The sequence below is a fragment of the Paracidovorax sp. MALMAid1276 genome (assembly GCF_049198005.1).
GTDB lineage: Bacteria > Pseudomonadota > Gammaproteobacteria > Burkholderiales > Burkholderiaceae_C > Acidovorax.
This window is the reverse complement of the sequence record NZ_JBMIRS010000176.1, coordinates 1-20,230: the sequence shown is the minus strand read 5'-3', so window position 1 is coordinate 20,230 and position 20,230 is coordinate 1. Positions and strand designations below refer to the sequence as shown.

Here is a 20,230-nt window from a genome sequence, read left to right as displayed (position 1 = left end):
CCATCCCTTTCAAGGTCTTTTTCCCTCGGCCTGTTTGAGGACGCGTGCGGTGGACACATGGGAGCGTGCGATGGACCCATCGACGTAGCCCTTGGCCTGCGCGTCCTTTGGCTTGCGCTTGGAGGTGGCCAGTTGCTTGGGGCTCATGCGGCTGCTCAGCCGCAGCAAGCGATCGACGAGCTGGCGGGGGTCGTCGTCAGCTCGCGGCCAGTGCTCGGATGGCAGTATGCGCAGCATCGGCCCGTAGTCGCTGGCGATGTCCACGGCCAGGTGGTAGGTGGACACGTCCAGCTCCGGGTGGCGTTGACGGTGCGCGTGCTCGATGAGCTGCTTGAGCAGGGCCAGCACGTTGTAGGCCAGCACAGCCACGGCAAAGCCCAGCAGCGCCGCGCGCGGATGGCCCAGCGTCTTGATCTCGCTGTGCAGTACCGACTCCAAGCGGCCGAACATGCCTTCGATGCGCCAGCGCTTGCGGTACAGCCGCGCGATGGTGGCTGCATCGATCTCGGGTGGCAGGTTGCTCCACAGCACGATGGCCTGGTCACCGGACTCGGTGGGAGCGTGAAGGGCGATCTCGATGCGCCGCCAGTACTTGAGCGCGCCCGCATGCGGCTCGGCCAGTTCGATCGCCTGCTCGCGCACCCGCCCGGTCTCGATGTCGATCTGCTCGCTCCACAACCCGCACGAGCGCAGCCGCGGATGGCGGGCATGCTCGCGCACGATGCAGCCCGCTCCGCGCTCGGCCAGCCCTTGCACGATGGCCTGGGTGCAGAAGTGCCGGTCGCCGATCCACACCTGCTGGGCCTGGGCGCGTTCGATCAGCGCTGCCGCACCCGTGCGCTCGCTCTCGTGCGCGTCCTCGCAGGCCACGATGTCGCACACCAGCGCGCTGTCCGGGTCGTACACCACCAACGTGTGGCCCGGCAGTGCCGCGCCCCGCAACCCGCGCAGCGGCGCCAGCCGCTTCTCGCTGGCCGGCAGGTGATTGCCGTCGAACACCCGCAACTGCCAGCCCGCTAGGCTCTGGCGCTCGGGCAGGCAGCCCACCAGCGGCACCAGCCGCTGTGCACTGCCTTGCACCAGCGCACGCAGCACCGCAGGCTCGGTACGCTGCACCTTGGCGTACAGCGCCGCCAATGACACGGGTAGCCGATCAGCCATCTTGCGCGCAGCCGCGTGCAGCGAGGGCCGCAGCCCCAGCGTGACCAGCAGCATCAGTTCCACCACGCTGGAGAACAGCAGTTCGCGTGGGTACTGCCGTTGCCGATGCGCCTGAAACACCTCGTCGATCCAGCTCGACGGCAACGCCTGATCCAACGCCAAGTGCGCCATCACCGCACCAGGGGCTTGCTGCTCGAACCGCTCAATGACTTCTTGCCAGATCTTCTGCTCCCGCATCACACGGAAAATCCCGTGCAATCAGCAGCTTAGATGATTAAGCTCGAAAGACCTTGAAAGGGTTGGGCCTTAGAGCCTGAAAAATGGAAGCCGTGGGCGCCGTGGGCGCAGGGTCCCCCTACGGCCGCATCTTGCGCCGCAGATCGAGCGTGAACGGAAACTCGCGGCTGCCCGGCAGCTCGATGGTGGCCGGCGGCACAGCCAGCGGGCCGGGCGTGTGGCCCATGCGGAAGAAGCGCGCCAGGCGCCGGCTTTCGGCCTCGTAGGCGTTGACCGGAAAGGTGGTGTAGTTGCGCCCGCCCGGGTGGGCCACGTGGTACTGGCAGCCGCCCAGCGACCGGTTCATCCAGGTGTCCACGATGTCGAACGTGAGCGGCGCATGCACGCCGATGGTGGGGTGCAGGGCGCTCGCGGGGTTCCAGGCCTTGTAGCGCACCCCGGCCACGAACTCGCCTTCGGTGCCCGTGGTCTGCAGCGGCAGCGGCTGGCCGTTGACGGTGACCACATGGCGGCTCGGGTTCAGGCCCGTCACCCGCACCTCGATGCGTTCGAGCGACGAATCCACATAGCGCACCGTGCCGCCCGCAATGCCTTCTTCGCCCATCACATGCCAGGGCTCCAGCGCGCTGCGCAGGGTCAGCTCCACGCCCATGGACTGCACCGTGCCCACCAGTGGGAAGCGGAACTCGAACTGCGGCGCAAACCAGGCGGCATCGAAGGCATAGCCTGCGGCGTTCAGCTCGGCCACCACATCGCGCATGTCCTGCTGGATGAACGCGGGCAGCAGCCAGCGGTCGTGCAGCTCGGTGCCCCAGCGGGCGGCGGGTGCGCGGTAGGGCGCCTTCCAGAAGCGGGCGATCAGCGCGCGCAGCAGCAGCTGCTGCACCACGCTCATGCGCGCATGGGGCGGCATCTCGAACGCGCGCAGCTCCAAAAGGCCCGGGCGGCCCGTGCTGCTGTCGGGCGAGTACATCTTGTCGATGCTGAACTCGCTGCGGTGCGTGTTGCCCGTCACGTCGATCAGGATGTTGCGCAGCGTGCGGTCCACCAGCCAGGGCGGCATGTCCTGGCCGTATACGGCGCGGTTGGCCTCGATCTCGCGCAGCGCGATCTCCAGCTCGTAGAGCTGGTCGTTGCGCGCCTCGTCCACACGCGGCGACTGGCTGGTGGGGCCAACGAACAGGCCGCTGAACAGATAGCTCAGGCAGGGGTGGTTGTGCCAGTACAGCAGCAGGCTGGCCAGCAGCTCGGGCTTGCGCAGGAAGGGCGAATCGGCCGGCGTGGCGCCGCCCATCACAAAGTGGTTGCCGCCCCCGGTGCCGGTGTGGCGCCCGTCGGTCATGAACTTCTCGGCCGACAGGCGGGTCTCCCACGCGGCCTGGTAGAGGAACTCGGTGTGCTGCACCAGCTCGCGCCAGTGCGTGGCGGGGTGGATGTTGACCTCGATCACGCCGGGGTCGGGCGTCACGGCCAGCACCTTCAGGCGCGCGTCGCGCGGCGGCGGGTAGCCTTCCAGCACGATCTTCAGGCCCAGCTCTTCGGCCGTGGCCTCGACGGCGGCGAGCAGGTCCAGGTAGTCGTCCAGGCGCGCCAGCGGGGGCATGAAGACGTAGAGCACGCCGGACTTGCTGCCCACCCGCTCGGCCTTGGGGCCGTTGGCACGGCGCGGGTCGCGCACCTCCACACACATCGCCGTGCGCGTCAGGCCGTGGGCCGATGTGAAGCGGCCCGGGGGCTGCGTGCCCGCGTACGGGTCGGGCTGGCCCGGCTGGCGCGCGTGGTCACCGCCGCCATCGCCCGCCTGCGCCACGCGGCGTGCTTCGCCCGGTGCGGTGGCGCCGGCCAGGTAGGGCAGGTCGCGGTCGCCGGCCACCGTGCTGGGCTGCGTGGCATATCGCGCGCGCAAGGCCGCAGCGGCACGCAGCGGCTCGGCCGGTGCCGTGGGGTCTTGCGGGATCAGGTAGGGGTAATCGGCCTGGCTCACCCAGGGCAGCGAATCGAGCGGCAGGCGGTAGCCCATGGGCGAATCGCCTGGAATGAGGTACATGCGCTCGTCGCGGAAGAACCAGGGGCCGGTGCTCCACACGCTGCCGGCCAGCGCCGGGCCCCCGCGCGCCTCGGAACCCGGCTGCAGCGGCAGCACATAGCCCACCACGCTGTCCAGCTTCTGCTCGAACACGCGGCGCAGGCGCGCGCGCTCCAGCTCGTCGTCCAGCCGCGCGTCGAACGGGTCGACATTGACGGGCAAGCGGCGCTCGCGCCACAAGTAATACCAGGTGTCTTCATACCCGGGCTGGATGTAGCGCGACGTGATGCCCAGCTTGCGCGTGAGGTGGTGGACGAAGCGGCGCGCGTCTTCGCTGGTGTAGTGCGTGGGCGTGCGCTCGTCGGCAAACAGGTCGGAGTTGTGCCAGGTGGGCTGGCCGTCCGCCCGCCAGCAGATGGACAGCGCCCAGCGCGGCAGCTGTTCGCCCGGGTACCACTTGCCCTGGCCGAAATGCAAAAACCCACCCTGGCCGTATTCGGCGCGCAGCTTGTGTGTGAGCTCGGTGGCGTAGCCGCGCTTGGTGGGGCCGAGCGCATCGGTGTTCCATTCGGGCGCGTCGCGGTCGGACACGGCCACAAAGGTCGGCTCGCCGCCCATGGTCAGGCGCACGTCGCCGGCCTGCAGGTCGGCATCCACCTGGTCGCCCAGGGCCAGCACGGCCTGCCACTGGTCTTCGGTGTAGGGCTTGGTCACGCGGGGCGATTCGTAGATGCGCGTCACGCGCATCTCGTGGGCAAACTCCACCTCGGCCTCGTCCATCAGGCCCTCGATGGGTGCCGCGCCCGAAGGCTGGGGCGTGCAGGCCAGCGGGATGTGGCCCTCGCCCGCCAGCAGGCCGCTGGTGGCATCCAGGCCGATCCAGCCCGCGCCGGGCAGGTAGACCTCGCACCACGCGTGCAGGTCGGTGAAGTCGACTTCGGTGCCGCTGGGGCCGTCCAGCGCCTTCACGTCGGGCGTGAGCTGGATCAGATAGCCCGACACGAACCGCGCCGCCAGCCCCAGGTGGCGCAGCAGCTGCACCAGCAGCCAGCCCGAGTCGCGGCACGAGCCGCTGGCTTTCTGCAGCGTCTCTTCGGGCGTCTGCACGCCGGGCTCCATGCGGATGAGGTAGCGCACGTCCTGCGCGACCTGCTGGTTCAGCTTGACCAGAAAGTCGATGGAGCGCTGCTCGCTTTTGTCGATCTTGTCCAGATAGGCCTGGACGAGGGGCGTGACGGGCTCGGTGGCCAGGTAGGGCGCGAGTTCCTGCTGCACCTCGCTGCCGTACTTGAACGGAATGTGCTCGGCCTCGGGCTCCAGGAAGAAGTCGAAGGGGTTGTACACCGCCATCTCCACCACCAGGTCCACCGTGACCTTGAATTCGCGCGTCTTCTCGGGGAACACCAGACGCGCCTGGTAGTTGGCGAACGGGTCTTGCTGCCAGTTGATGAAATGCTGCGCAGGCTCGACGCGAAGCGAGTACGACACCACGTTGCTGCGGCAATGCGGCGCCGGTCGCAGCCGGACCATCTGCGGACCCAGGTTCACGGGCCGGTCGTACTGGTAATGCGTGACGTGGTGGAGTGCGGCGTGGATGGGCATATGCAGCCCATGCTAGCAAGTCCTGAGCCATCGCGGATGACATGCTTACCCGAACGGGGGCATTGGCACGGCCACGCGCTGGCGCTGCGGCGCACCAGCCTGGGGATGCCGCGATTGGCGCGCGGATTCGCGGCGGGCCAGAGCGGGGCCTTGCAGTGTCAGATTCTGATTAAAAAGTACCGTTGGCGCTTATCTGTAAACACTTTATAGCTACAAAAATTATAGTGTTCGTCAAAATTCAAGGTTGTCGATCAGGCGCGTGCTGCCCAGCCGCGCTGCGCCCAGGGCCACCAGCGTGCCGGGCGCATCGCTGGCGGTGGCCGCCAGCAGGTCGGCGCGCCGGCGCACGGTGAGGTAGTCCGGCGCCCAGCCGCGCGCGCGCAGGGTGTCCTGCGCCTGGGCTTCCAGCGCGCCGCGCCCGGTGGCCGGCGTGTCACGCCACTGCTGCGCCAACTGCTGCAGGGCCTGGGCCAGCGCCACGGCCTCCCGGCGTTCCTCGGGGCCCAGGTAGCCGTTGCGCGAGCTCAGCGCCAGCCCGTCGGCCGCGCGGCAGGTCTCGCCCGCCACGATGTCGATGGGCAGCGCGAACTGGCGCACCAAGTGGCGGATCACCATGAGCTGCTGGTAGTCCTTCTTGCCGAACACGGCCGTGCCGCCCGTGGCGCCCAGCACGCAGGCAAACAGCTTCATCACCACCGTGCTCACACCCACAAAAAAGCCGGGGCGGAAGTGGCCTTCGAGCATGTCGGCGAGTTGCGGATCGGGGTGCACCTTGAAGGTCTGGGGCTCGGGGTACAGGTCGGCCTCGCGCGGGGCAAACAGCACATCGCAGCCAGCGGCCTCCAGCTGTGCGCAGTCGGCGTCCCAGGTGCGCGGGTAGCTGTCGAAATCCTCGTGCGGCAGGAACTGCAGGCGGTTCACAAAGATGCTGGCCACCGTCACGTCGCCCAGGGGCTTGGCCTGGCGCACCAGGGCGATGTGCCCGTCGTGCAGGTTGCCCATGGTGGGCACAAAGGCGGGGCGGCGGTAGGGGGACAGGGCCTGGCGCAGGTCGGCGATGGAGCGGGCGATCAGCATGGGGACGAAAAAGGCAGAGAGAGAGTTGGATAGATAAATAAAGGGCTCACCACGCGTTCACGGCGTTGTCCGGAAAGCTGCCCCGCTTCACGGCCTGCACATACGCCTCGATGGCGCCGCGCACGCTGCCCGCGCCCTGCATGAAGTCGTGCACGAACTTCGGCATCTTTCCGAGGTTCATGCCCAGCATGTCGTGCAGCACCAGCACCTGGCCGGCGGTGCCGTTGCCCGCGCCGATGCCGATGGTGTGGCAGTGCGCCAGCTCGGCCGTCAGATCGGCGGCCAGCACGGCGGGCACCATCTCCAGCACCAGCATGGCGGCGCCGGCGTCCTGCAGCTCGCGCGCGTCCTTGCGCAGGGTGCGCGCCGCGTCGTCGCCCCGGCCCTGTACGCGGTAGCCGCCCAGGGCATGCACCGTTTGCGGCGTGAGGCCCAGGTGGGCGCACACGGGCACGCCGCGTTGCACCAGAAACTCCACCGTGGGCGCCGTCCAGCCGCCGCCTTCGAGCTTGACCATGTGCGCCCCCGCCTGCATCAGCACGCAGGCACTGCGCAAGGCCTGCTCGCGGCTTTCGGCATAGCTGCCGTAGGGCAGGTCGGCCACCAGCCAGGCCGTGCCCTGCGCGCGCTGCAGGCCGCGCGCCACGCTGGCCGTGTGGTAGGCCATGGTGTCGAGCAGCACGCCCACCGTGCTGGGCAGCCCCTGGCACACCATGCCCAGCGAATCGCCCACCAGGATGCAGTCCACGCCCGCCGCGTCGGCCACGGCGGCGCAGGTGGCGTCATAGGCCGTCAGCATGGCGATCTTTTCGCCCGCAGCGCGCATCTGCGCCAGGCGCGGCAGGCTCACGGGTTTGCGCGCGGGCAGCGGCGAGGCGGGCGGCAGCGTGCCGTAGGGGGTGGCGGATTCGGCGGTTTGCGGGGCGGTCATGGGGCTCGCGGGCAAAAAAATTGCCGCGAGTCTAGGGGAGCGATGCTGGGTGTACTTATGGTCGAGGGGCCGTGCGCGAAGCGGCCTGCGCTGGCGCCGTGGCCTTTGTGTTCCCGGTATGCTCGCGGCCCATGACCGCAGCGTTACACCCCGCAACAAACCCCGCGACAAGCTCCATGACTGGCTCCATGTCTGGCTCCATGAGCGATACCGAACACGTGCAAGCCCTGGCCCAGGCCGACGTGGCCCGAGCCCTGGCCGAAGACGTGGGCTCGGGCGACCTCACGGCCGGCCTGATCGACCCCGCCCGCCGCGCCCGCGCGCGCATCCTGGCGCGCGAAGAAGCCGTGATCTGCGGCGCCCCCTGGGCCGAGGCGGCCTTGCGCGCACTCGACCCCACGGTGCAGATCACCTGGCATGTGGCCGAAGGGCAGCACTGCGCCCCCGACCAGGTGGTGCTGGAGATGCAAGGCCAGGCCCGCGCGCTGCTGAGCGCCGAGCGCACCGCGCTCAACTTTCTGCAGCTGCTCTCGGCCGTGGCCACCAAGACCCGCCGCTATGTGGACGTGGTGGCCGGCACCCGCGCGCAGATCGTGGACACGCGCAAGACCCTCCCCGGCCTGCGCCTGGCGCAGAAGTACGCCGTGCGCGTGGGCGGCGGCACCAACCACCGCATCGGCCTGCACGACGCGGTGCTCATCAAGGAGAATCACATCGCCGCCGCCGGTGGCGTGACGGCCGTGCTGCAGGCCGCGCAAGCCGTGGCCGCGCAGGCCCAATTCATCGAAATCGAGGTCGAGACGCTGGAGCAACTGGCCGAGGCGCTGGACGCGGGCGCCAAGATGGTGCTGCTGGACAACATGCCGCTGCCCATGCTGCGCGAAGCGGTGCGCATCAATGCGGGCCGCGCCATCCTGGAGATTTCGGGCGGCGTGACGCTCGATGGCCTGCGCGAATTGGCCGAGACGGGCGTGGACCGCATCTCCATCGGCACGCTGACGAAAGACGTGAAGGCCACCGATTTCTCGATGCGCCTGCAGGAGCTGGCATGACCATCGCCACCCTGAACCGCATCGATGTCGAGTACGAACAGCCGGACGAGGCCGCGTCGGGCGCCGTCTGTTCCACCAAGCATGCCTGGGCGCGCGTGCCGCCCGAGCCCACACAGGCCGAGCGCGCAACGCTCAAAGACCAGATCCGCCGCCTTCTGAAAGAAAAGAACGCGGTGATGGTGTCGCACTACTACGTGCACCCCGACCTGCAGGATCTGGCCGAGGAGACCGGCGGCATCGTGAGCGACTCGCTGGAGATGGCCCGCTTTGGCCGCGACCACGCCGCGCAGACCCTGGTGGTGAGCGGTGTGCGCTTCATGGGCGAGACGGCCAAAATTTTGAGCCCGGAAAAGACCGTGCTCATGCCCGACCTGGACGCGACCTGCTCGCTCGACCTGGGCTGCCCCATCGACGAGTTCAGCGCGTTTTGCGACGCGCACCCTGACCGCACCGTGGTGGTGTACGCCAACACCAGCGCCGCCGTGAAGGCGCGCGCGGACTGGCTGGTTACGTCGAGCTGCGCGCTGGAGATCGTGAGTGCCTTGAAAGCCGCCGGTCAGAAAATCCTGTGGGCGCCCGACCGCCACCTGGGTGCCTACATCCAACGCGAAACGGGCGCGGACATGGTCTTCTGGAACGGCGCCTGCATCGTGCACGACGAGTTCAAGGCCGTGGAGCTGGAACTGCTGAAACAGGAGCACCCGAACGCCAAGGTGCTGGTGCACCCCGAAAGCCCTGCCGACGTGGTGGCCCTGGCCGATGCCGTGGGCTCCACCAGCGCCATCCTCAAGGCTGCGCGCGAGATGGATGCGGCCGAGTTCATCGTGGCCACCGACAACGGCATGATGCACAAGCTGCGTACGCTGAACCCCGGCAAGACCTTCTACGAGGCCCCCACGGCCGGCAACAGCGCCACCTGCAAGAGCTGCGCGCACTGCCCCTGGATGGCGATGAACGGCCTGGCCGACGTGGCCCGCGTGCTGCAGACCGGCGCGGGCGCCATCGAGGTGGACCCGCTGCTCATCCCCCGCGCGCGCCAGCCCATTGACCGCATGCTGGCGTTCACGGCGGCGCTCAGGCAGGGGGCGCCCGCGGCGGCCCTGGTGCCGCATCTCGGGGCTGCCTGAGAATGTGTTTGCTATTATTGTTATAGCTGCTGGCGCTTATTGGTAAAGCGCTGGAGCCTGTTTTGACTCATATTTCACGCATCGACTTCACGCCCGCGTTGAACGCTGGGGCACCGCGTCTGCGTCATGCCTTTGGCGGGCCGTGCGAGGTGCTGGCGGCGCATGGGCTGGGCGAAGTGCGCCCCGTGCTGCAGGCCGTGCATGCCGCCGCCCAGCAGGGCCGCTGGTGCGTGGGCTATGTGCGTTACGAGGCGGCCCCTGCCTTCGATGCCGCCTTGCCCACCCACGCGGTCGATGGGCCGCTGGCCTGGTTTGCGGTGTACGACGCCGCGCAGCCCTGGCCGGACGATGCGGCGCCGCCCGCACCCGCCGAGGCCGCCCAGGTGGACTGGGGTGAAGGCCTGGCGCGGGGCGACTTTGACGCGGCGCTTGATCGCATCCAGCAGGCGATCGCGGCGGGCGAGCTGTACCAGGTCAACTACACGGCGCCGCTGGCCGGGCAACTGCGGCAGGGCAGCGCCGACACCCTGTTTGCCGCGCTGCACCGCGCCCAGCCCGGCGGCTACGCGGCGCACATCGACGCGGGCGACGAGCAGGTGCTGTCGGTCTCGCCCGAGCTGTTCTTTGACTGGGAGGACGCGCCCGAGGGCGGCCGCATCCTGGCGCGCCCGATGAAGGGCACCGCGCCACGGGGTGCCACGCCCGACGAAGACGCGGCCCATGCCGAGCATCTGCGCACGGCGCCCAAGGAGCGCGCCGAGAACGTGATGATCGTCGACCTGCTGCGCAACGACCTCTCGCGCATCGCGCTGCCGCACAGCGTGCAGGTGCCCGCACTGTTCGCCACCCAGGCCCTGCCCACCGTGTGGCAGATGACCTCGGACGTGACGGCCCGCACCCGTCCCGGCACGCAGCTGGCCGATGTGTTTGCGGCGCTGTTCCCGTGCGGATCGGTCACCGGCGCGCCCAAGGTGCGCGCGATGCAGATGGTCCGCGCGCTGGAGCCCGCACCGCGCGGCGTGTATTGCGGCGCGGTGGGCGTGGTGCGGCCCGTGGAGGGCAGTGCGGGCCCCGATGGCCTGCACCGCGTGGCGGCCACCTTCAACGTCCCCATCCGCACCGTGGTGCTGCGCGGCACGGCGCCGCAGCGCGCCACCTGCGGCATCGGCAGCGGCATCACCTCGGGCGCCGAGGCGGCCGCGGAATGGGCCGAATGGCGGCACAAGCGCGCGTTTGTGGAGCGCGCGAGCGCGCCGTTCGAGATCCTGGAAACCCTGGGCTTGCACCACGGCAAGTTCCACCATTCCGACCTGCACGTGCGCCGCATGGGCGAGGCAGCCGCGCATTTCGGCTACCCGTTCAACGCCCACGCCGTGCGCCAGGAGCTGCAGATAGCCGCCCTGCAGCACCGCGATGGCGACTGGCGCGTGCGCCTGCTGCTGGCGGCCGACGGCAGCGCGCGCGCCGAGGCCTTTGCACTGCAAGCCACCGAAGAGCCCGTGCGCCTGGCCGTGGCGCAGCGCCCGTTCGAAGACGCGCACAGCGAGTTCGTGCGCTACAAGACCACCCGCCGCGCGCACTATGCGGCGTTTGCCCCCACCGTGCCCGGCGTGTTCGACACCCTGCTGTGGAATGCCGCCGGAGAGATCACCGAAAGCACCTTCGGCAACGTGGCTGCGCGGGTGGATGGCGCCTGGATCACCCCGCCGCTGCGCTGCGGCTTGTTGCCCGGCGTGGGCCGTGCCGTGGCCCTCGCCGAGGGCCGCGTCGAGGAGGGCGTGCTGCGCGTGGACGACCTGGCCCGGGTGCAGGAGTGGGCGTTCATCAACAGCCTGCGCGGCTGGCTGGCAGCCACGCTGGTTCGTTGACAGGCATCGGCGCGATGCCGCGCAAGCGCAGCATGCAGCTCTGTCTGTGGCGCGATGCTTGCAATCGGAAACACGCCGTTCAGCTGCTTACGGTGCATCGCGCGCTGCCGACATCGCTATAGGAGCCGGCCTACACGGCGGTCATGCGGGCTTTTCAAGAATGAATTTGCACACGGGTTGTTGTGCATACCTAGTTCATCTTTCACGAGGAGCCAACCATGACCAACCAGAAGCAGCAAAACCAGCAAAACCCCCAAAACACCCAGCAGGGCCAGAACGTCGAGCGTGACCAGCGTGACCGCGGTGATCAGCGCCAGGGCCAGCACCAGCGCCAGGCCGAACAGAGCATCGGCAACAGCCGCAACCCGCAGCAGGGCGGCTATTCCGACACGGACGCAGTGAACGAGAGCAGCCAGCGCAACCAGGCGCAACGTGAAGACCAGCAGCACGGCGGCCGTTCCTCCTAATCCAACAAGCAAATGTGATCTGCGCGTGTGCGCAGGACCGTTGCGCGGCCCGGCCGCCAACGGTTTATGGGGACCACGCTGAACCAACAGGGGGCAGACCATGGGCTACAAAGACACCGAAGACGGCGCATATGCGCACACATACCTGAGGCGCGACGTGGACGAGCTGCGGGGCGATGCGGAATTTGGCGATGCGATGGAGAGCGATGGGCAACGCAGGCCCCGGGCATCGAACTGGCGGCAGGAAGCCCTGAGGCTTTTGGACGAGGACTACGACGTCTGGCGCCAGGAGCGCTACGAAAAGTTCTCTTCGGACACGCACTGAGCCTTGGGCCAGGGGCGCTGCGATGACTTTCGACCCCGCCATGCCCGGTTGTGTCCCAGAGGCACCGGCGCATGGAGCCGCTTCCGTGCACGACGTGGACTTTCACCTCGGGCCCTCATCCTCATGGGGCGACCCGTGGAGTGGGCCCGGGGATCGCAACGGAGGCCATGTTGCACGAGGCGATGGGACGTCGCCCAGCACGCTGCAGCCTCACGGCGCGAGCGATGGGCGCCTTGATTTTCGCGGGCACGCGTGACGTCTTCGGGCTGCGTGCGTCTGGCAGCGCCTTGCTGCGACTGCGTCATCGCCGGCATCGTCCTGCCCATCACAGGCAATGCGGCCGACGGGCCCAGACACGTTTGACCGGCTCAGAGCCGTTCCTTGGCGTATGAGCCCCGGTCCATGTCCACGATCTCCACGCTGAGTTGCACCATCACCCCGGCAGGTCGGGGCGTGCGTTCGCGCAGCACGGCGGCGATGATGTCGGAAAGCTCCTTTTTCGCCTCGGGCGTGCGGCCGGACAGGACTCGCAGCTGGGCATGCACGAACGCGCGGTGGGCGGGTGCCGTGCCGATCTCGAAGCTGCTGGTGGCGATGAAGCGGGTCTTCAGGTCGGCCTCGTCCTGCACCTGGGGGTGCGCGCACAGCGCCGCGTTCAGCGCTGTCAGGGTGTCGGCCTCGGGGTAGCGGGCCAGGTTGGCGGAGTATTCAATCGTCAGGTGGGGCATGAGTTTCTCGCGGCAGGAAGGGGTGAGGCCGGTGCGCGCGTCGGCGCGCCCGGAGCGTGGATGGTATCGCCGGGGGCTGCAGCCAGTGCGTGCAGTGCATCCAGCAGCTGGGCGACGTCGTCCGCCGTGTGCGCGGCCGACAGCGCGATGCGCAGGCGTGCCGTGCCCGCGGGCACGGTGGGCGGGCGGATGGCGGGCACCCACAGGCCACGCTCGCGCAGGCCTTCCATCACGGCCAGCGCGGCCTCGTTGCTGCCGATGACCAGGGCCTGCACCGGCGTGTGCGACGGCAGCAGGTGCCAGCCCGAAGCCGGGGGCAGGGCGGCCAGCCCGCTGCGCAGTTGCTGGATGCGTGCGGCCAGGTGCGCGCGGCGGTCGTCGGCGGCGGCCATCAGCTGCAGGCTCTGGCGCAGCGCGCCCGCCAGCAGCGGCGGGGCGGCCGTGGCAAAGATGTAGGTGCGTGTTTTCTGCAGCAGCCACTCGATGAGTGCGGCATCGCCCGCCACAAATGCACCGGCCACCCCGGCCGCCTTGCCCAGCGTGGCCATGTAGAGCACGCGGCGCGAGGCCGTGGCACCGGTGAGGCCGGCGGCGGCCAGGCTGCCGCGCCCCTGCGGCCCCAGCACGCCAAAGCCGTGCGCGTCGTCCAGCAGCAGCAGGGCGTCGTGGCGCTCGCACAGCGCCAGCAGGGCCGGGATGTCGATCAGGTCGCCGTCCATGCTGAACACCGCGTCGCTGATGACCAGCTTGCGCCGCGCGGGTCTGGCGGCCAGCTGCGCTTCGAGTGCGGCCAGGTCGGCGTGGGGATAGCGGTGGATGGTGGCGCGCGACAGCCGCGCGCCGTCGATCAGGCAGGCGTGGTTCAGCGCGTCCGAAAAAAGGGCATCGCCCTCGCCCACCAGCGCGGGGATGATGCCGGTGTTGGTGGCATAGCCCGCATAGAAGTACAGCGCGCGGGGCAGTTGCACGTAGGCGGCGAGGTCATGCTCCAGCGCGGCGTTGGCGGCGCTGTGGCCGCTGACCAGCGGCGAGCCGCCCGAGCCCACGCCGAAACGGTGCGTGGCTTCGCGTGCGGCCTCGGCCAGCGCGGGGTGGCTGGCCAGGCCCAGGTAGTCGTTGCTGCAGAACGCCAGCATGGGCTGGCCGTCGACCCGCAGGCGTGCGCCACCGGCGGGCTCTACCACGCGGCGGCGGCGCAGCAGGTGGGCGCGCTCGATGTCGGCCAGGCGCGCGGGAATCTCGTCGAGCCACGAGGTGGACGAGGTGGACGAGGCGGAGGAGGGGGCAGTGCCGGGCGCAGCGGCTGAGGTGTTATGCATCACAGCCATTCGGGGGGCAGCTCCAGCACCAGGCTGCGCGGGTCGGGCAGATCCTGGTAGGGCACTTCGCCCAGCAGCGGGGCACCGAGCCGCGCCCGCAGATAGGCGATGTTGTCGCCCGCCGCCTCCATGCCGGGGTCGACACGGTTGGCCACCCAGCCGGCCAGCGTGAGGCCCCGCGCGCGGATGGCCTCGGCCGTCAGCAGCGCGTGGTTCAGGCAGCCCAGCCGCAGGCCCACCACCAGCACCATGGGCAGGCCCAGCGCCTGGGCCAGGTCGGCGCCCGTGAGCGTGTCGGTCAGCGGCACATGAAAACCGCCGGCGCCCTCCACCACCACGGCATCGGCCTGGGCGGCCAGCGCGTGGTAGCTGGCGACGATGGCGTCGATGTCGATCTGCACCCCGGCGCGCGCAGCCGCAATGTGCGGCGAGAGCGGGTCGGGCAGCAGCACGGGGTTGTCCAGCTCGGGCGGCACGGCCACGGTGGATGCGGCGCGCAGGGCAATGGCGTCTTCGCTGGCCCAGTCCTCGCCCCAGGGCACCAGCCCGGCGGCCACGGGCTTCATGCCCACCACGCGGCGGTGGTGGGGCGCCAGCGCGTGCAGCAGCCCCGCAGACACCAGCGTCTTCCCGACGCCCGTGTCGGTGCCGGTCACAAAACATCCCATCATCAACTCTTCTCCTCCTGCAGGGTGGCGTTCAGCGCATCGAGCGCGCCGCTGGCAAGGCACTGCACCGCCTCATCGTCCAGCACATAGGGTGGCATGGTGTAGACCGTGGTCCCGATGGGGCGCAGCACCAGGCCGCGCGCCATGGCGTGCTGGTGGTAGCGGCGGGCAAAGTCGCGCAGCGGGGTGTCCACGTCCCAGGCCCAGATCATTCCCAGGCGCCGCGCATGGCGCACGCGGGGGTGCTGGGTGAGCGGTGCGCAGGCGGCGTCGATGCGCTGCGCCAGCGCCACATTGGCGGCCAGGGCATCGAGCTGGTCGAACAGCTCCAGCGTGGCCAGCGCCGCGCGGCAGGCCAGCGGGTTGCCGGTGTACGAGTGCGAATGCAGAAAGCCGCGCGCCACGTCGTCGTCATAAAAGGCGGCGTACACCTCGGGGGTGGTCAGCACGGCCGACAGCGGCAGCGTGCCGCCCGTGAGGCCCTTGGACAGGCAGATGAAGTCCGGCCGGATGCCCGCCTGCTGGTGCGCGAACATCGTGCCCGTGCGGCCAAAGCCCACGGCGATCTCGTCGACCACCAGGTGCACCTCGTAGCGGCTGCACAGCGCGCGCGCCTGGCGCAGGTACTCGGGGTCGTGCAGGGCCATGCCGGCGGCGCACTGCACCAGGGGCTCCACGATGAGCGCGGCGGTGGTGGCGTGGTGCTGCTGCAGCCATTGCTCCAGCGCGGCGGCGGCGCGGCGGGCCACATCGGCTGCGGTCTCGCCCCGTGCGGCGCTGCGCGCGTCGGGGCTGGGCACGGTGTCGGCCAGGCGCACCAGCGGCGCATAGGCCTCGCGGAAGATGGCGATGTCGGTCACGGCCAGCGCGCCCACGGTTTCGCCGTGGTAGCCGCCGGCCAGGCCCACAAAGCGGCTCTTGCCCGGGCGGCCGGTGTTGCGCCAGTAGTGCGCGCTCATCTTCAGCGCGATCTCGGTGGCGGCCGCGCCATCGCTGCCGTAGAACGCATGGCCCAGGCCGGTGAGCGCGGCCAGGCGCTCCGACAGCTCCACCACCGGCGCATGGGTGAAACCGGCCAGCATCACATGGTCGAGCTGGCCGATCTGGTCGGCCAGCGCGGCTTGGATGTGCGGGTGGCTGTGGCCGAACAGGTTGACCCACCACGAGCTGATGCCGTCCAGATAGCGCTGGCCGTCGGTGCCATAGAGCCACGGCCCCTCTGCGCGCGCAATGGCCACGGGCGGCTGGGCCTCGTGCCGCTTCATCTGCGTGCAGGGGTGCCAGACGCTGGCGAGGCTGCGCGCGGCCAGGGTGTCGTTCGGAGGATGCAGAGATGTGCTCATACGGTGTGGCGTTCCATCATTCACGACCGTTCGGGCTGAGCCTGTCGAAGCCTCGCGCGGCGCTTCGACAAGCTCAGCGTGAACGGACTTTGCATGGGTGACGACGCTTGGAAATCACAGCGCCTGCGTAGGCACTGCATGGCGCAGTTCCGTCTGGCGGTTGTGCCCGTCCACAAACACCAGCTGCGGCTGGTGTGTGGCCACCTGGTCTTCGTGCACCTGGGCAAAGGCGGCAATGATGATGAGATCGCCCGCCGAGGCGCGGCGCGCGGCCGAGCCGTTCACCGAGATCATGCCGCTGCCGCGCTGGCCCTTGATGGCGTAGGTGACGAAGCGCTCTCCGTTGTTGATGTTCCAGATGTGGATCTGCTCGTTCTCGGCGATGTTGGCGGCGTCCAGCAGGTCTTCGTCGATGGCGCAGGAGCCCTCGTAGTGCAGCTCACACTGAGTCACGGCGACGCGGTGGATCTTGGATTTGAGCAGGGTGCGGAACATGGGGCTTGCCTGGATGGAGTTGTTGAATCGGGGGCGCCTGCGGCGGCTGTCAGGGCACGGTGAACAGGTCCAGCGTGCAGCTGTCGCCCAGCGCCTCGCGCCACACGCGCACGCGGCTCACGCTGGGGCGCAGGTCGGCGGGCAGGGCCTGGGCGATGAACAGGCACAGGTTTTCGAGCGTGGGCGTGCCCAGGCCGGGCACGTCGTCGAGCATGTGGTGGTCCAGCTGCTCGCGCACCACGGCCAGGCCCTGGCGCAGCAGGCCCAGGTCCAGCACCATGCCGGTGGCAGGGTCGCGCGGGCCGGTCAGAAACACTTCGGCGTGGTAGGTGTGGCCGTGCACGCGGCGGCTGCCTTCGGCCTCGATCTCGCGGCGCAGTGTGTGGGCAGCGTCGAAGAAAAAGCGCTGGGAGATGGTGAACAGCATGGCAGGAGAGGAAATCAGGTCAGCGGATGCCGGTGAGCTTGTGGGTTTGCAGGCTCAATCGCCATGCAGGGTAGGCCATGCAGGCGTCGATGCAGGCGGCGGTGTTCTGGCGCTGCAGCGGTCCGTCCATGGGCTGCAGAAAGCGGTGGGTGAACTGGGTGTCCCGCTCCAGCGTCTGCAGGTCAAAGCCGGGCTGGGGCCACACCAGTTTCAGCTCTTGCCCGCTGCGCTGCACCCACGGTGCGCCGGCCTTGGGGCTGATGCACAGCCAGTCGATGCCTTCGGGTGCGGCCACGGTGCCGTTGCTTTCCACCGCAATGCGGAACTGCTGCGCGTGCAGCGCGTCGATCAGCGCCGCATCCACCTGCAGCAGCGGCTCGCCGCCCGTCAGCACCACCAGGCGGTGGCCTGCACCCGCAGGCCATTGGGCTGCGATGCGCGCGGCCAGCGCGGTGGCGGAGTCGAACTTGCCGCCCAGCGTGCCGTCCGTGCCCACAAATTCGGTGTCGCAGAACTGGCAGATGGCCTGCGCGCGGTCCCGCTCACGGCCGGTCCAGAGGTTGCAGCCCGCAAAGCGGCAGAACACGGCCGGCGTGCCGGCCTGGCCGCCTTCGCCCTGCAGGGTGTAGAAAATTTCTTTGACGCTGTAGGTCATCGGGGCACCGGGGGGACGAGGATGGTGGGTGCGGAAGGGGCGGCCACCTCGGGGTAGTCGCGGCTGAAATGCAGGCCGCGGCTCTCGCGGCGGGCCTGGGCGCTCTTCACGATCAGGTCGGCCACCTGCACCAGGTTGCGCAGCTCCAGCAGATCGCGCGACACATGGAAGTGGGCATAGAACTCCTGGATCTCGGCCTTCAGCATGGCGATGCGGTGCGCGGCGCGCTCCAGGCGCTTGTTGGTGCGCACGATGCCCACGTAGTCCCACATGAAGCGGCGCAGCTCGTCCCAGTTGTGCGAGATGACCACGCACTCGTCGGCATCGGTCACGCGGCTGTCGTCCCAGGCGGGCACGGCCGGCAGCTCGGTGGCCGGGGCGGCCGCGATGGCCTGCGCGGCGGCGCGGGCGAACACCATGCATTCAAGCAGCGAGTTGCTGGCCAGGCGGTTGGCGCCGTGCAGGCCTGTGCAGGCCACCTCGCCCACGGCAAACAGCCCGGGCAGGTCGGTGCGGCCGGCCAGGTCGGTCAGCACGCCGCCGCAGGTGAAGTGCGCGGTCGGCACCACGGGGATGGGCTCCTTCGTGATGTCGATGCCGAGCGACGCGCAGTGCGCCAGGATGTTCGGGAAATGTTCCTGCAGGAATTCAGGACCCTGGTGCGAGATGTCGAGGTGCACGCAGTCGAGGCCGTGCTTCTTCATCTCGAAGTCGATGGCGCGGGCCACCACGTCGCGCGGGGCCAGCTCGGCGCGCGGGTCGTGGTCGGGCATGAAGCGCGTGCCGCCGGCCGACGGGGGCAGCAAGAGCCGGCCGCCTTCGCCGCGCACGGCTTCGCTGATGAGGAACGACTTCTCGTGCGGGTGGTAGAGCCCCGTGGGATGGAACTGGATGAACTCCATGTTCGCCACGCGGCAGCCCGCGCGCCATGCGGCGGCAATGCCGTCGCCGGTGGCGGTGTCGGGGTTGGTGGTGTACAGGTACACCTTGCCGGCGCCGCCCGTAGCCAGGATGGTCTGCGGCGCGCGGAAGGTCACGACCTGGTCGGTTTCGCTGTCGAGCGCGTGCAGGCCCAGGCAGCGGTGGCCGCTCAATCCCAGCTTGCGCGGGGTGATCAGGTCCACCAGCGTGTGGTGCTCGAACAGCGTGATGCCCGGCGTGGCGCGCACCACGTCGATCAGCGTGCGCTGCACGGCCGCGCCCGTGGCATCGGTCACATGGGCGATGCGGCGCGCGCTGTGGCCGCCCTCGCGGGTCAGGTGCAACTGGTCGCCTTCGAGCGTGAAGGGCACGCCCAGGCTGCGCAGCCAGGCGATGGACTCGGGCGCGTTCTCCACCACGAAGCGCGTGGTGGCCAGGTCGCACAGGCCGGCGCCCGCCACCAGCGTGTCTTCGATGTGCGCGGCAAAGCTGTCGTCGTCGGCCAGCACGGCCGCAATGCCGCCCTGGGCCCAGGCGCTCGCGCCGTCCTGCAGCGCGCGCTTGGTGATGACGGCCACGCGGTGCGTGGGCGCCAGGTGAAGGGCGGCCGAGAGGCCGGCGAGGCCGCTGCCTACGATGAGGACGTCGAAGTCGTGGGATGCCATGGCTTGCGGTTGAAGAGGTAGTGCCACGGCCACCGGCCTGGGCGGTGAACAGTGGGTCGGCCCTAGTGTCCCAAGTTAGAAGTCGTTTCATAAAGATGTCGAGAATCGCCGCCATGCGGCGTTGCAAATCCTCGCGATAGCTACGGCTATCGCTGTGGTTTGCGCCTTGCCTGACAACGATTTCGACATCTCTATCTTTTCAACGAACTTCTAACTCGGGACACTAGGCCGGGGTATAGGCCAGGCGCACGTAGATGGGCGCGAAGGCTTCGGCCTGCGTGATCTCGATCAGCGTCTCTTTGGCCAGCTCCAGCAGCGCGATGAAGGTCACCACCAGCACGGTGCTGCCTTTTTCGGGCTCGAACAGCTCTTCGAACTCGACAAAGCGCCGCCCCTGCAGCGTCTTGAGCACCATGCTCATGTATTCGCGCACGCTCAGCTCCTCGCGCGTGATCTTGTGGTGCTGCACCAGCTTGGCGCGCTTCAAGATGTCGCGCCACGCGTCCTGCAGGTCCACCACGTGCACCTCCGGAAAGCGCGGCTGCAGGCTTTGCTCGATATAGACCTGGGCCTTGAGGAAGTCGCGGCCGTACTGCGGCAGGTGCGACAGGCGCATGGCCGCCATCTTCATCTGCTCGTATTCGAGCAGTCGGCGCACCAGGGCCGCGCGCGGGTCTTCGGGCTCCTCGCCGCCCTCCTGCTTCTTGGGCGGCAGCAGCATGCGCGACTTGATCTCGATCAGCATCGCCGCCATCAGCAGATACTCGGCCGCCAGCTCCAGGTTGCGGCTGCGGATCTCGTCCACATACGCCAGGTACTGGCGCGTGACGCTCACCATCGGGATGTCGAGGATGTTGAAGTTCTGCTTGCGGATCAGGTACAGCAGCAGGTCCAGCGGGCCCTCAAAGGCTTCGAGAAAGACCTCCAGCGCGTCGGGCGGGATGTAGAGGTCGGTGGGCATGGCGAACAGCGGTTCGCCATACAGCCGCGCCAGGGCCACCTGGTCCACCACCTCGGGCATGCCTTCGGCACCCAGCGCAGGCAGGCCGGGGGCGTCGTGGGCCTCGGCGTTGCTGTGGGAGGGCATGGCGAGCTGCTGGACTATTGTTTTGATAGCTGTCAGCGCTTGATGGATA

General features: G+C 69.1%; 18 protein-coding genes. 5 read left to right on the top strand and 13 right to left on the bottom strand.

Features of this window, described 5'->3' with window-relative positions:
• Positions 1-9: 9 nt before the first annotated feature.
• The 4 genes from ACOQFS_RS12470 to panB form a co-directional block, all read right to left on the bottom strand.
• A complete protein-coding gene (locus ACOQFS_RS12470; RefSeq protein ID WP_421563180.1) occupies positions 10-1,332 on the bottom strand; it encodes an IS4 family transposase in 1,323 nt (440 codons plus the stop codon).
• A gap of 184 nt (positions 1,333-1,516) precedes the next feature.
• A complete protein-coding gene (locus ACOQFS_RS12465) occupies positions 1,517-5,026 on the bottom strand; it encodes a DUF2126 domain-containing protein (RefSeq protein WP_421563177.1) in 3,510 nt (1,169 codons plus the stop codon).
• A 231-nt stretch (positions 5,027-5,257) separates the two neighbouring features.
• A complete protein-coding gene (gene panC / locus ACOQFS_RS12460) occupies positions 5,258-6,103 on the bottom strand; it encodes a pantoate--beta-alanine ligase (RefSeq protein WP_421563176.1) in 846 nt (281 codons plus the stop codon).
• Positions 6,104-6,149: 46 nt separating this feature from the next.
• On the bottom strand, positions 6,150-7,034 hold the full coding sequence (gene panB, locus ACOQFS_RS12455) for a 3-methyl-2-oxobutanoate hydroxymethyltransferase (protein ID WP_421563175.1): 885 nt from the start codon (positions 7,032-7,034) through the stop codon (positions 6,150-6,152).
• Between the two features lie 188 nt (positions 7,035-7,222).
• On the opposite strand from panB, the gene nadC reads away from it, so the two are divergent.
• From nadC to ACOQFS_RS12430, 5 genes are all read left to right on the top strand, one after another.
• On the top strand, positions 7,223-8,086 hold the full coding sequence (nadC, locus tag ACOQFS_RS12450; protein ID WP_421563179.1) for a carboxylating nicotinate-nucleotide diphosphorylase: 864 nt from the start codon (positions 7,223-7,225) through the stop codon (positions 8,084-8,086).
• Positions 8,083-9,213, top strand: coding sequence for a quinolinate synthase NadA (nadA, locus tag ACOQFS_RS12445; RefSeq protein ID WP_421563174.1), 1,131 nt, complete (start codon positions 8,083-8,085; stop codon positions 9,211-9,213). The genes nadC and nadA overlap by 4 nt, the downstream gene beginning before the upstream one ends.
• A 62-nt stretch (positions 9,214-9,275) precedes the next feature.
• Entirely contained in the window at positions 9,276-11,081 is a 1,806-nt protein-coding gene (locus tag ACOQFS_RS12440) for a chorismate-binding protein (protein ID WP_421563173.1), read from the top strand.
• A 218-nt stretch (positions 11,082-11,299) separates the two neighbouring features.
• A complete protein-coding gene (locus ACOQFS_RS12435; protein ID WP_421563172.1) occupies positions 11,300-11,548 on the top strand; it encodes a hypothetical protein in 249 nt (82 codons plus the stop codon).
• A 100-nt stretch (positions 11,549-11,648) separates the two neighbouring features.
• On the top strand, positions 11,649-11,873 hold the full coding sequence (locus ACOQFS_RS12430) for a hypothetical protein (protein WP_421563171.1): 225 nt from the start codon (positions 11,649-11,651) through the stop codon (positions 11,871-11,873).
• Positions 11,874-12,241: 368 nt separating this feature from the next.
• Here the strand turns inward: ACOQFS_RS12430 and ACOQFS_RS12425 are convergent, their stop codons facing one another.
• The 9 genes from ACOQFS_RS12425 to ACOQFS_RS12385 form a co-directional block, all read right to left on the bottom strand.
• Positions 12,242-12,601, bottom strand: coding sequence for a 5-carboxymethyl-2-hydroxymuconate Delta-isomerase (locus tag ACOQFS_RS12425; RefSeq protein ID WP_421563170.1), 360 nt, complete (start codon positions 12,599-12,601; stop codon positions 12,242-12,244).
• A complete protein-coding gene (gene bioF / locus ACOQFS_RS12420; protein ID WP_421563169.1) occupies positions 12,589-13,920 on the bottom strand; it encodes an 8-amino-7-oxononanoate synthase in 1,332 nt (443 codons plus the stop codon). The genes ACOQFS_RS12425 and bioF overlap by 13 nt, the downstream gene beginning before the upstream one ends.
• Positions 13,920-14,591, bottom strand: a complete 672-nt coding sequence (bioD, locus tag ACOQFS_RS12415) for a dethiobiotin synthase (RefSeq protein WP_421563168.1) — start codon at positions 14,589-14,591, stop codon at positions 13,920-13,922. Before bioD ends, bioF begins: the two co-directional genes overlap by 1 nt.
• Positions 14,591-15,931: an adenosylmethionine--8-amino-7-oxononanoate transaminase gene (bioA, locus tag ACOQFS_RS12410; RefSeq protein ID WP_421563167.1), complete on the bottom strand. Its 1,341-nt coding sequence runs from the start codon at positions 15,929-15,931 to the stop codon at positions 14,591-14,593. The genes bioD and bioA overlap by 1 nt, the downstream gene beginning before the upstream one ends.
• 114 nt (positions 15,932-16,045) lie before the next feature.
• The gene (panD, locus tag ACOQFS_RS12405) at positions 16,046-16,426 is read right to left on the bottom strand and encodes an aspartate 1-decarboxylase (protein WP_421563166.1); all 381 of its coding nucleotides are present in this window, start codon (positions 16,424-16,426) and stop codon (positions 16,046-16,048) included.
• 49 nt (positions 16,427-16,475) lie between these two features.
• Positions 16,476-16,853 (bottom strand): 6-carboxytetrahydropterin synthase, encoded by a 378-nt coding sequence (locus ACOQFS_RS12400; RefSeq protein ID WP_421563165.1) that lies wholly within the window; start codon positions 16,851-16,853, stop codon positions 16,476-16,478.
• A 19-nt stretch (positions 16,854-16,872) separates the two neighbouring features.
• On the bottom strand, positions 16,873-17,508 hold the full coding sequence (queE, locus tag ACOQFS_RS12395; RefSeq protein ID WP_421563164.1) for a 7-carboxy-7-deazaguanine synthase: 636 nt from the start codon (positions 17,506-17,508) through the stop codon (positions 16,873-16,875).
• A complete protein-coding gene (gene nadB, locus ACOQFS_RS12390) occupies positions 17,505-19,094 on the bottom strand; it encodes an L-aspartate oxidase (protein WP_421563163.1) in 1,590 nt (529 codons plus the stop codon). Before nadB ends, queE begins: the two co-directional genes overlap by 4 nt.
• Positions 19,095-19,317: 223 nt before the next feature.
• Entirely contained in the window at positions 19,318-20,115 is a 798-nt protein-coding gene (locus ACOQFS_RS12385; RefSeq protein ID WP_421563178.1) for a segregation and condensation protein A, read from the bottom strand.
• Between the last annotated feature and the right edge of the window lie 115 nt (positions 20,116-20,230).

What these genes read in the sequence shown, in the direction of transcription:
- ACOQFS_RS12470 (WP_421563180.1), bottom strand. Translation starts at nt 1,332, where the DNA reads ATGGCGCACTTGGCGTTGGATCAGGCGTTGCCGTCGAGCTGGATCGAC.
- ACOQFS_RS12465 (WP_421563177.1), bottom strand. Translation starts at nt 5,026, where the DNA reads ATGCCCATCCACGCCGCACTCCACCACGTCACGCATTACCAGTACGAC.
- panC (WP_421563176.1), bottom strand. Translation starts at nt 6,103, where the DNA reads ATGCTGATCGCCCGCTCCATCGCCGACCTGCGCCAGGCCCTGTCCCCC.
- panB (WP_421563175.1), bottom strand. Translation starts at nt 7,034, where the DNA reads ATGACCGCCCCGCAAACCGCCGAATCCGCCACCCCCTACGGCACGCTG.
- nadC (WP_421563179.1), top strand. Translation starts at nt 7,223, where the DNA reads ATGTCTGGCTCCATGAGCGATACCGAACACGTGCAAGCCCTGGCCCAG.
- nadA (WP_421563174.1), top strand. Translation starts at nt 8,083, where the DNA reads ATGACCATCGCCACCCTGAACCGCATCGATGTCGAGTACGAACAGCCG.
- ACOQFS_RS12435 (WP_421563172.1), top strand. Translation starts at nt 11,300, where the DNA reads ATGACCAACCAGAAGCAGCAAAACCAGCAAAACCCCCAAAACACCCAG.
- ACOQFS_RS12430 (WP_421563171.1), top strand. Translation starts at nt 11,649, where the DNA reads ATGGGCTACAAAGACACCGAAGACGGCGCATATGCGCACACATACCTG.
- ACOQFS_RS12425 (WP_421563170.1), bottom strand. Translation starts at nt 12,601, where the DNA reads ATGCCCCACCTGACGATTGAATACTCCGCCAACCTGGCCCGCTACCCC.
- bioF (WP_421563169.1), bottom strand. Translation starts at nt 13,920, where the DNA reads ATGCATAACACCTCAGCCGCTGCGCCCGGCACTGCCCCCTCCTCCGCC.
- bioD (WP_421563168.1), bottom strand. Translation starts at nt 14,591, where the DNA reads ATGATGGGATGTTTTGTGACCGGCACCGACACGGGCGTCGGGAAGACG.
- bioA (WP_421563167.1), bottom strand. Translation starts at nt 15,931, where the DNA reads ATGAGCACATCTCTGCATCCTCCGAACGACACCCTGGCCGCGCGCAGC.
- panD (WP_421563166.1), bottom strand. Translation starts at nt 16,426, where the DNA reads ATGTTCCGCACCCTGCTCAAATCCAAGATCCACCGCGTCGCCGTGACT.
- ACOQFS_RS12400 (WP_421563165.1), bottom strand. Translation starts at nt 16,853, where the DNA reads ATGCTGTTCACCATCTCCCAGCGCTTTTTCTTCGACGCTGCCCACACA.
- queE (WP_421563164.1), bottom strand. Translation starts at nt 17,508, where the DNA reads ATGACCTACAGCGTCAAAGAAATTTTCTACACCCTGCAGGGCGAAGGC.
- nadB (WP_421563163.1), bottom strand. Translation starts at nt 19,094, where the DNA reads ATGGCATCCCACGACTTCGACGTCCTCATCGTAGGCAGCGGCCTCGCC.
- ACOQFS_RS12385 (WP_421563178.1), bottom strand. Translation starts at nt 20,115, where the DNA reads ATGCCCGAGGTGGTGGACCAGGTGGCCCTGGCGCGGCTGTATGGCGAA.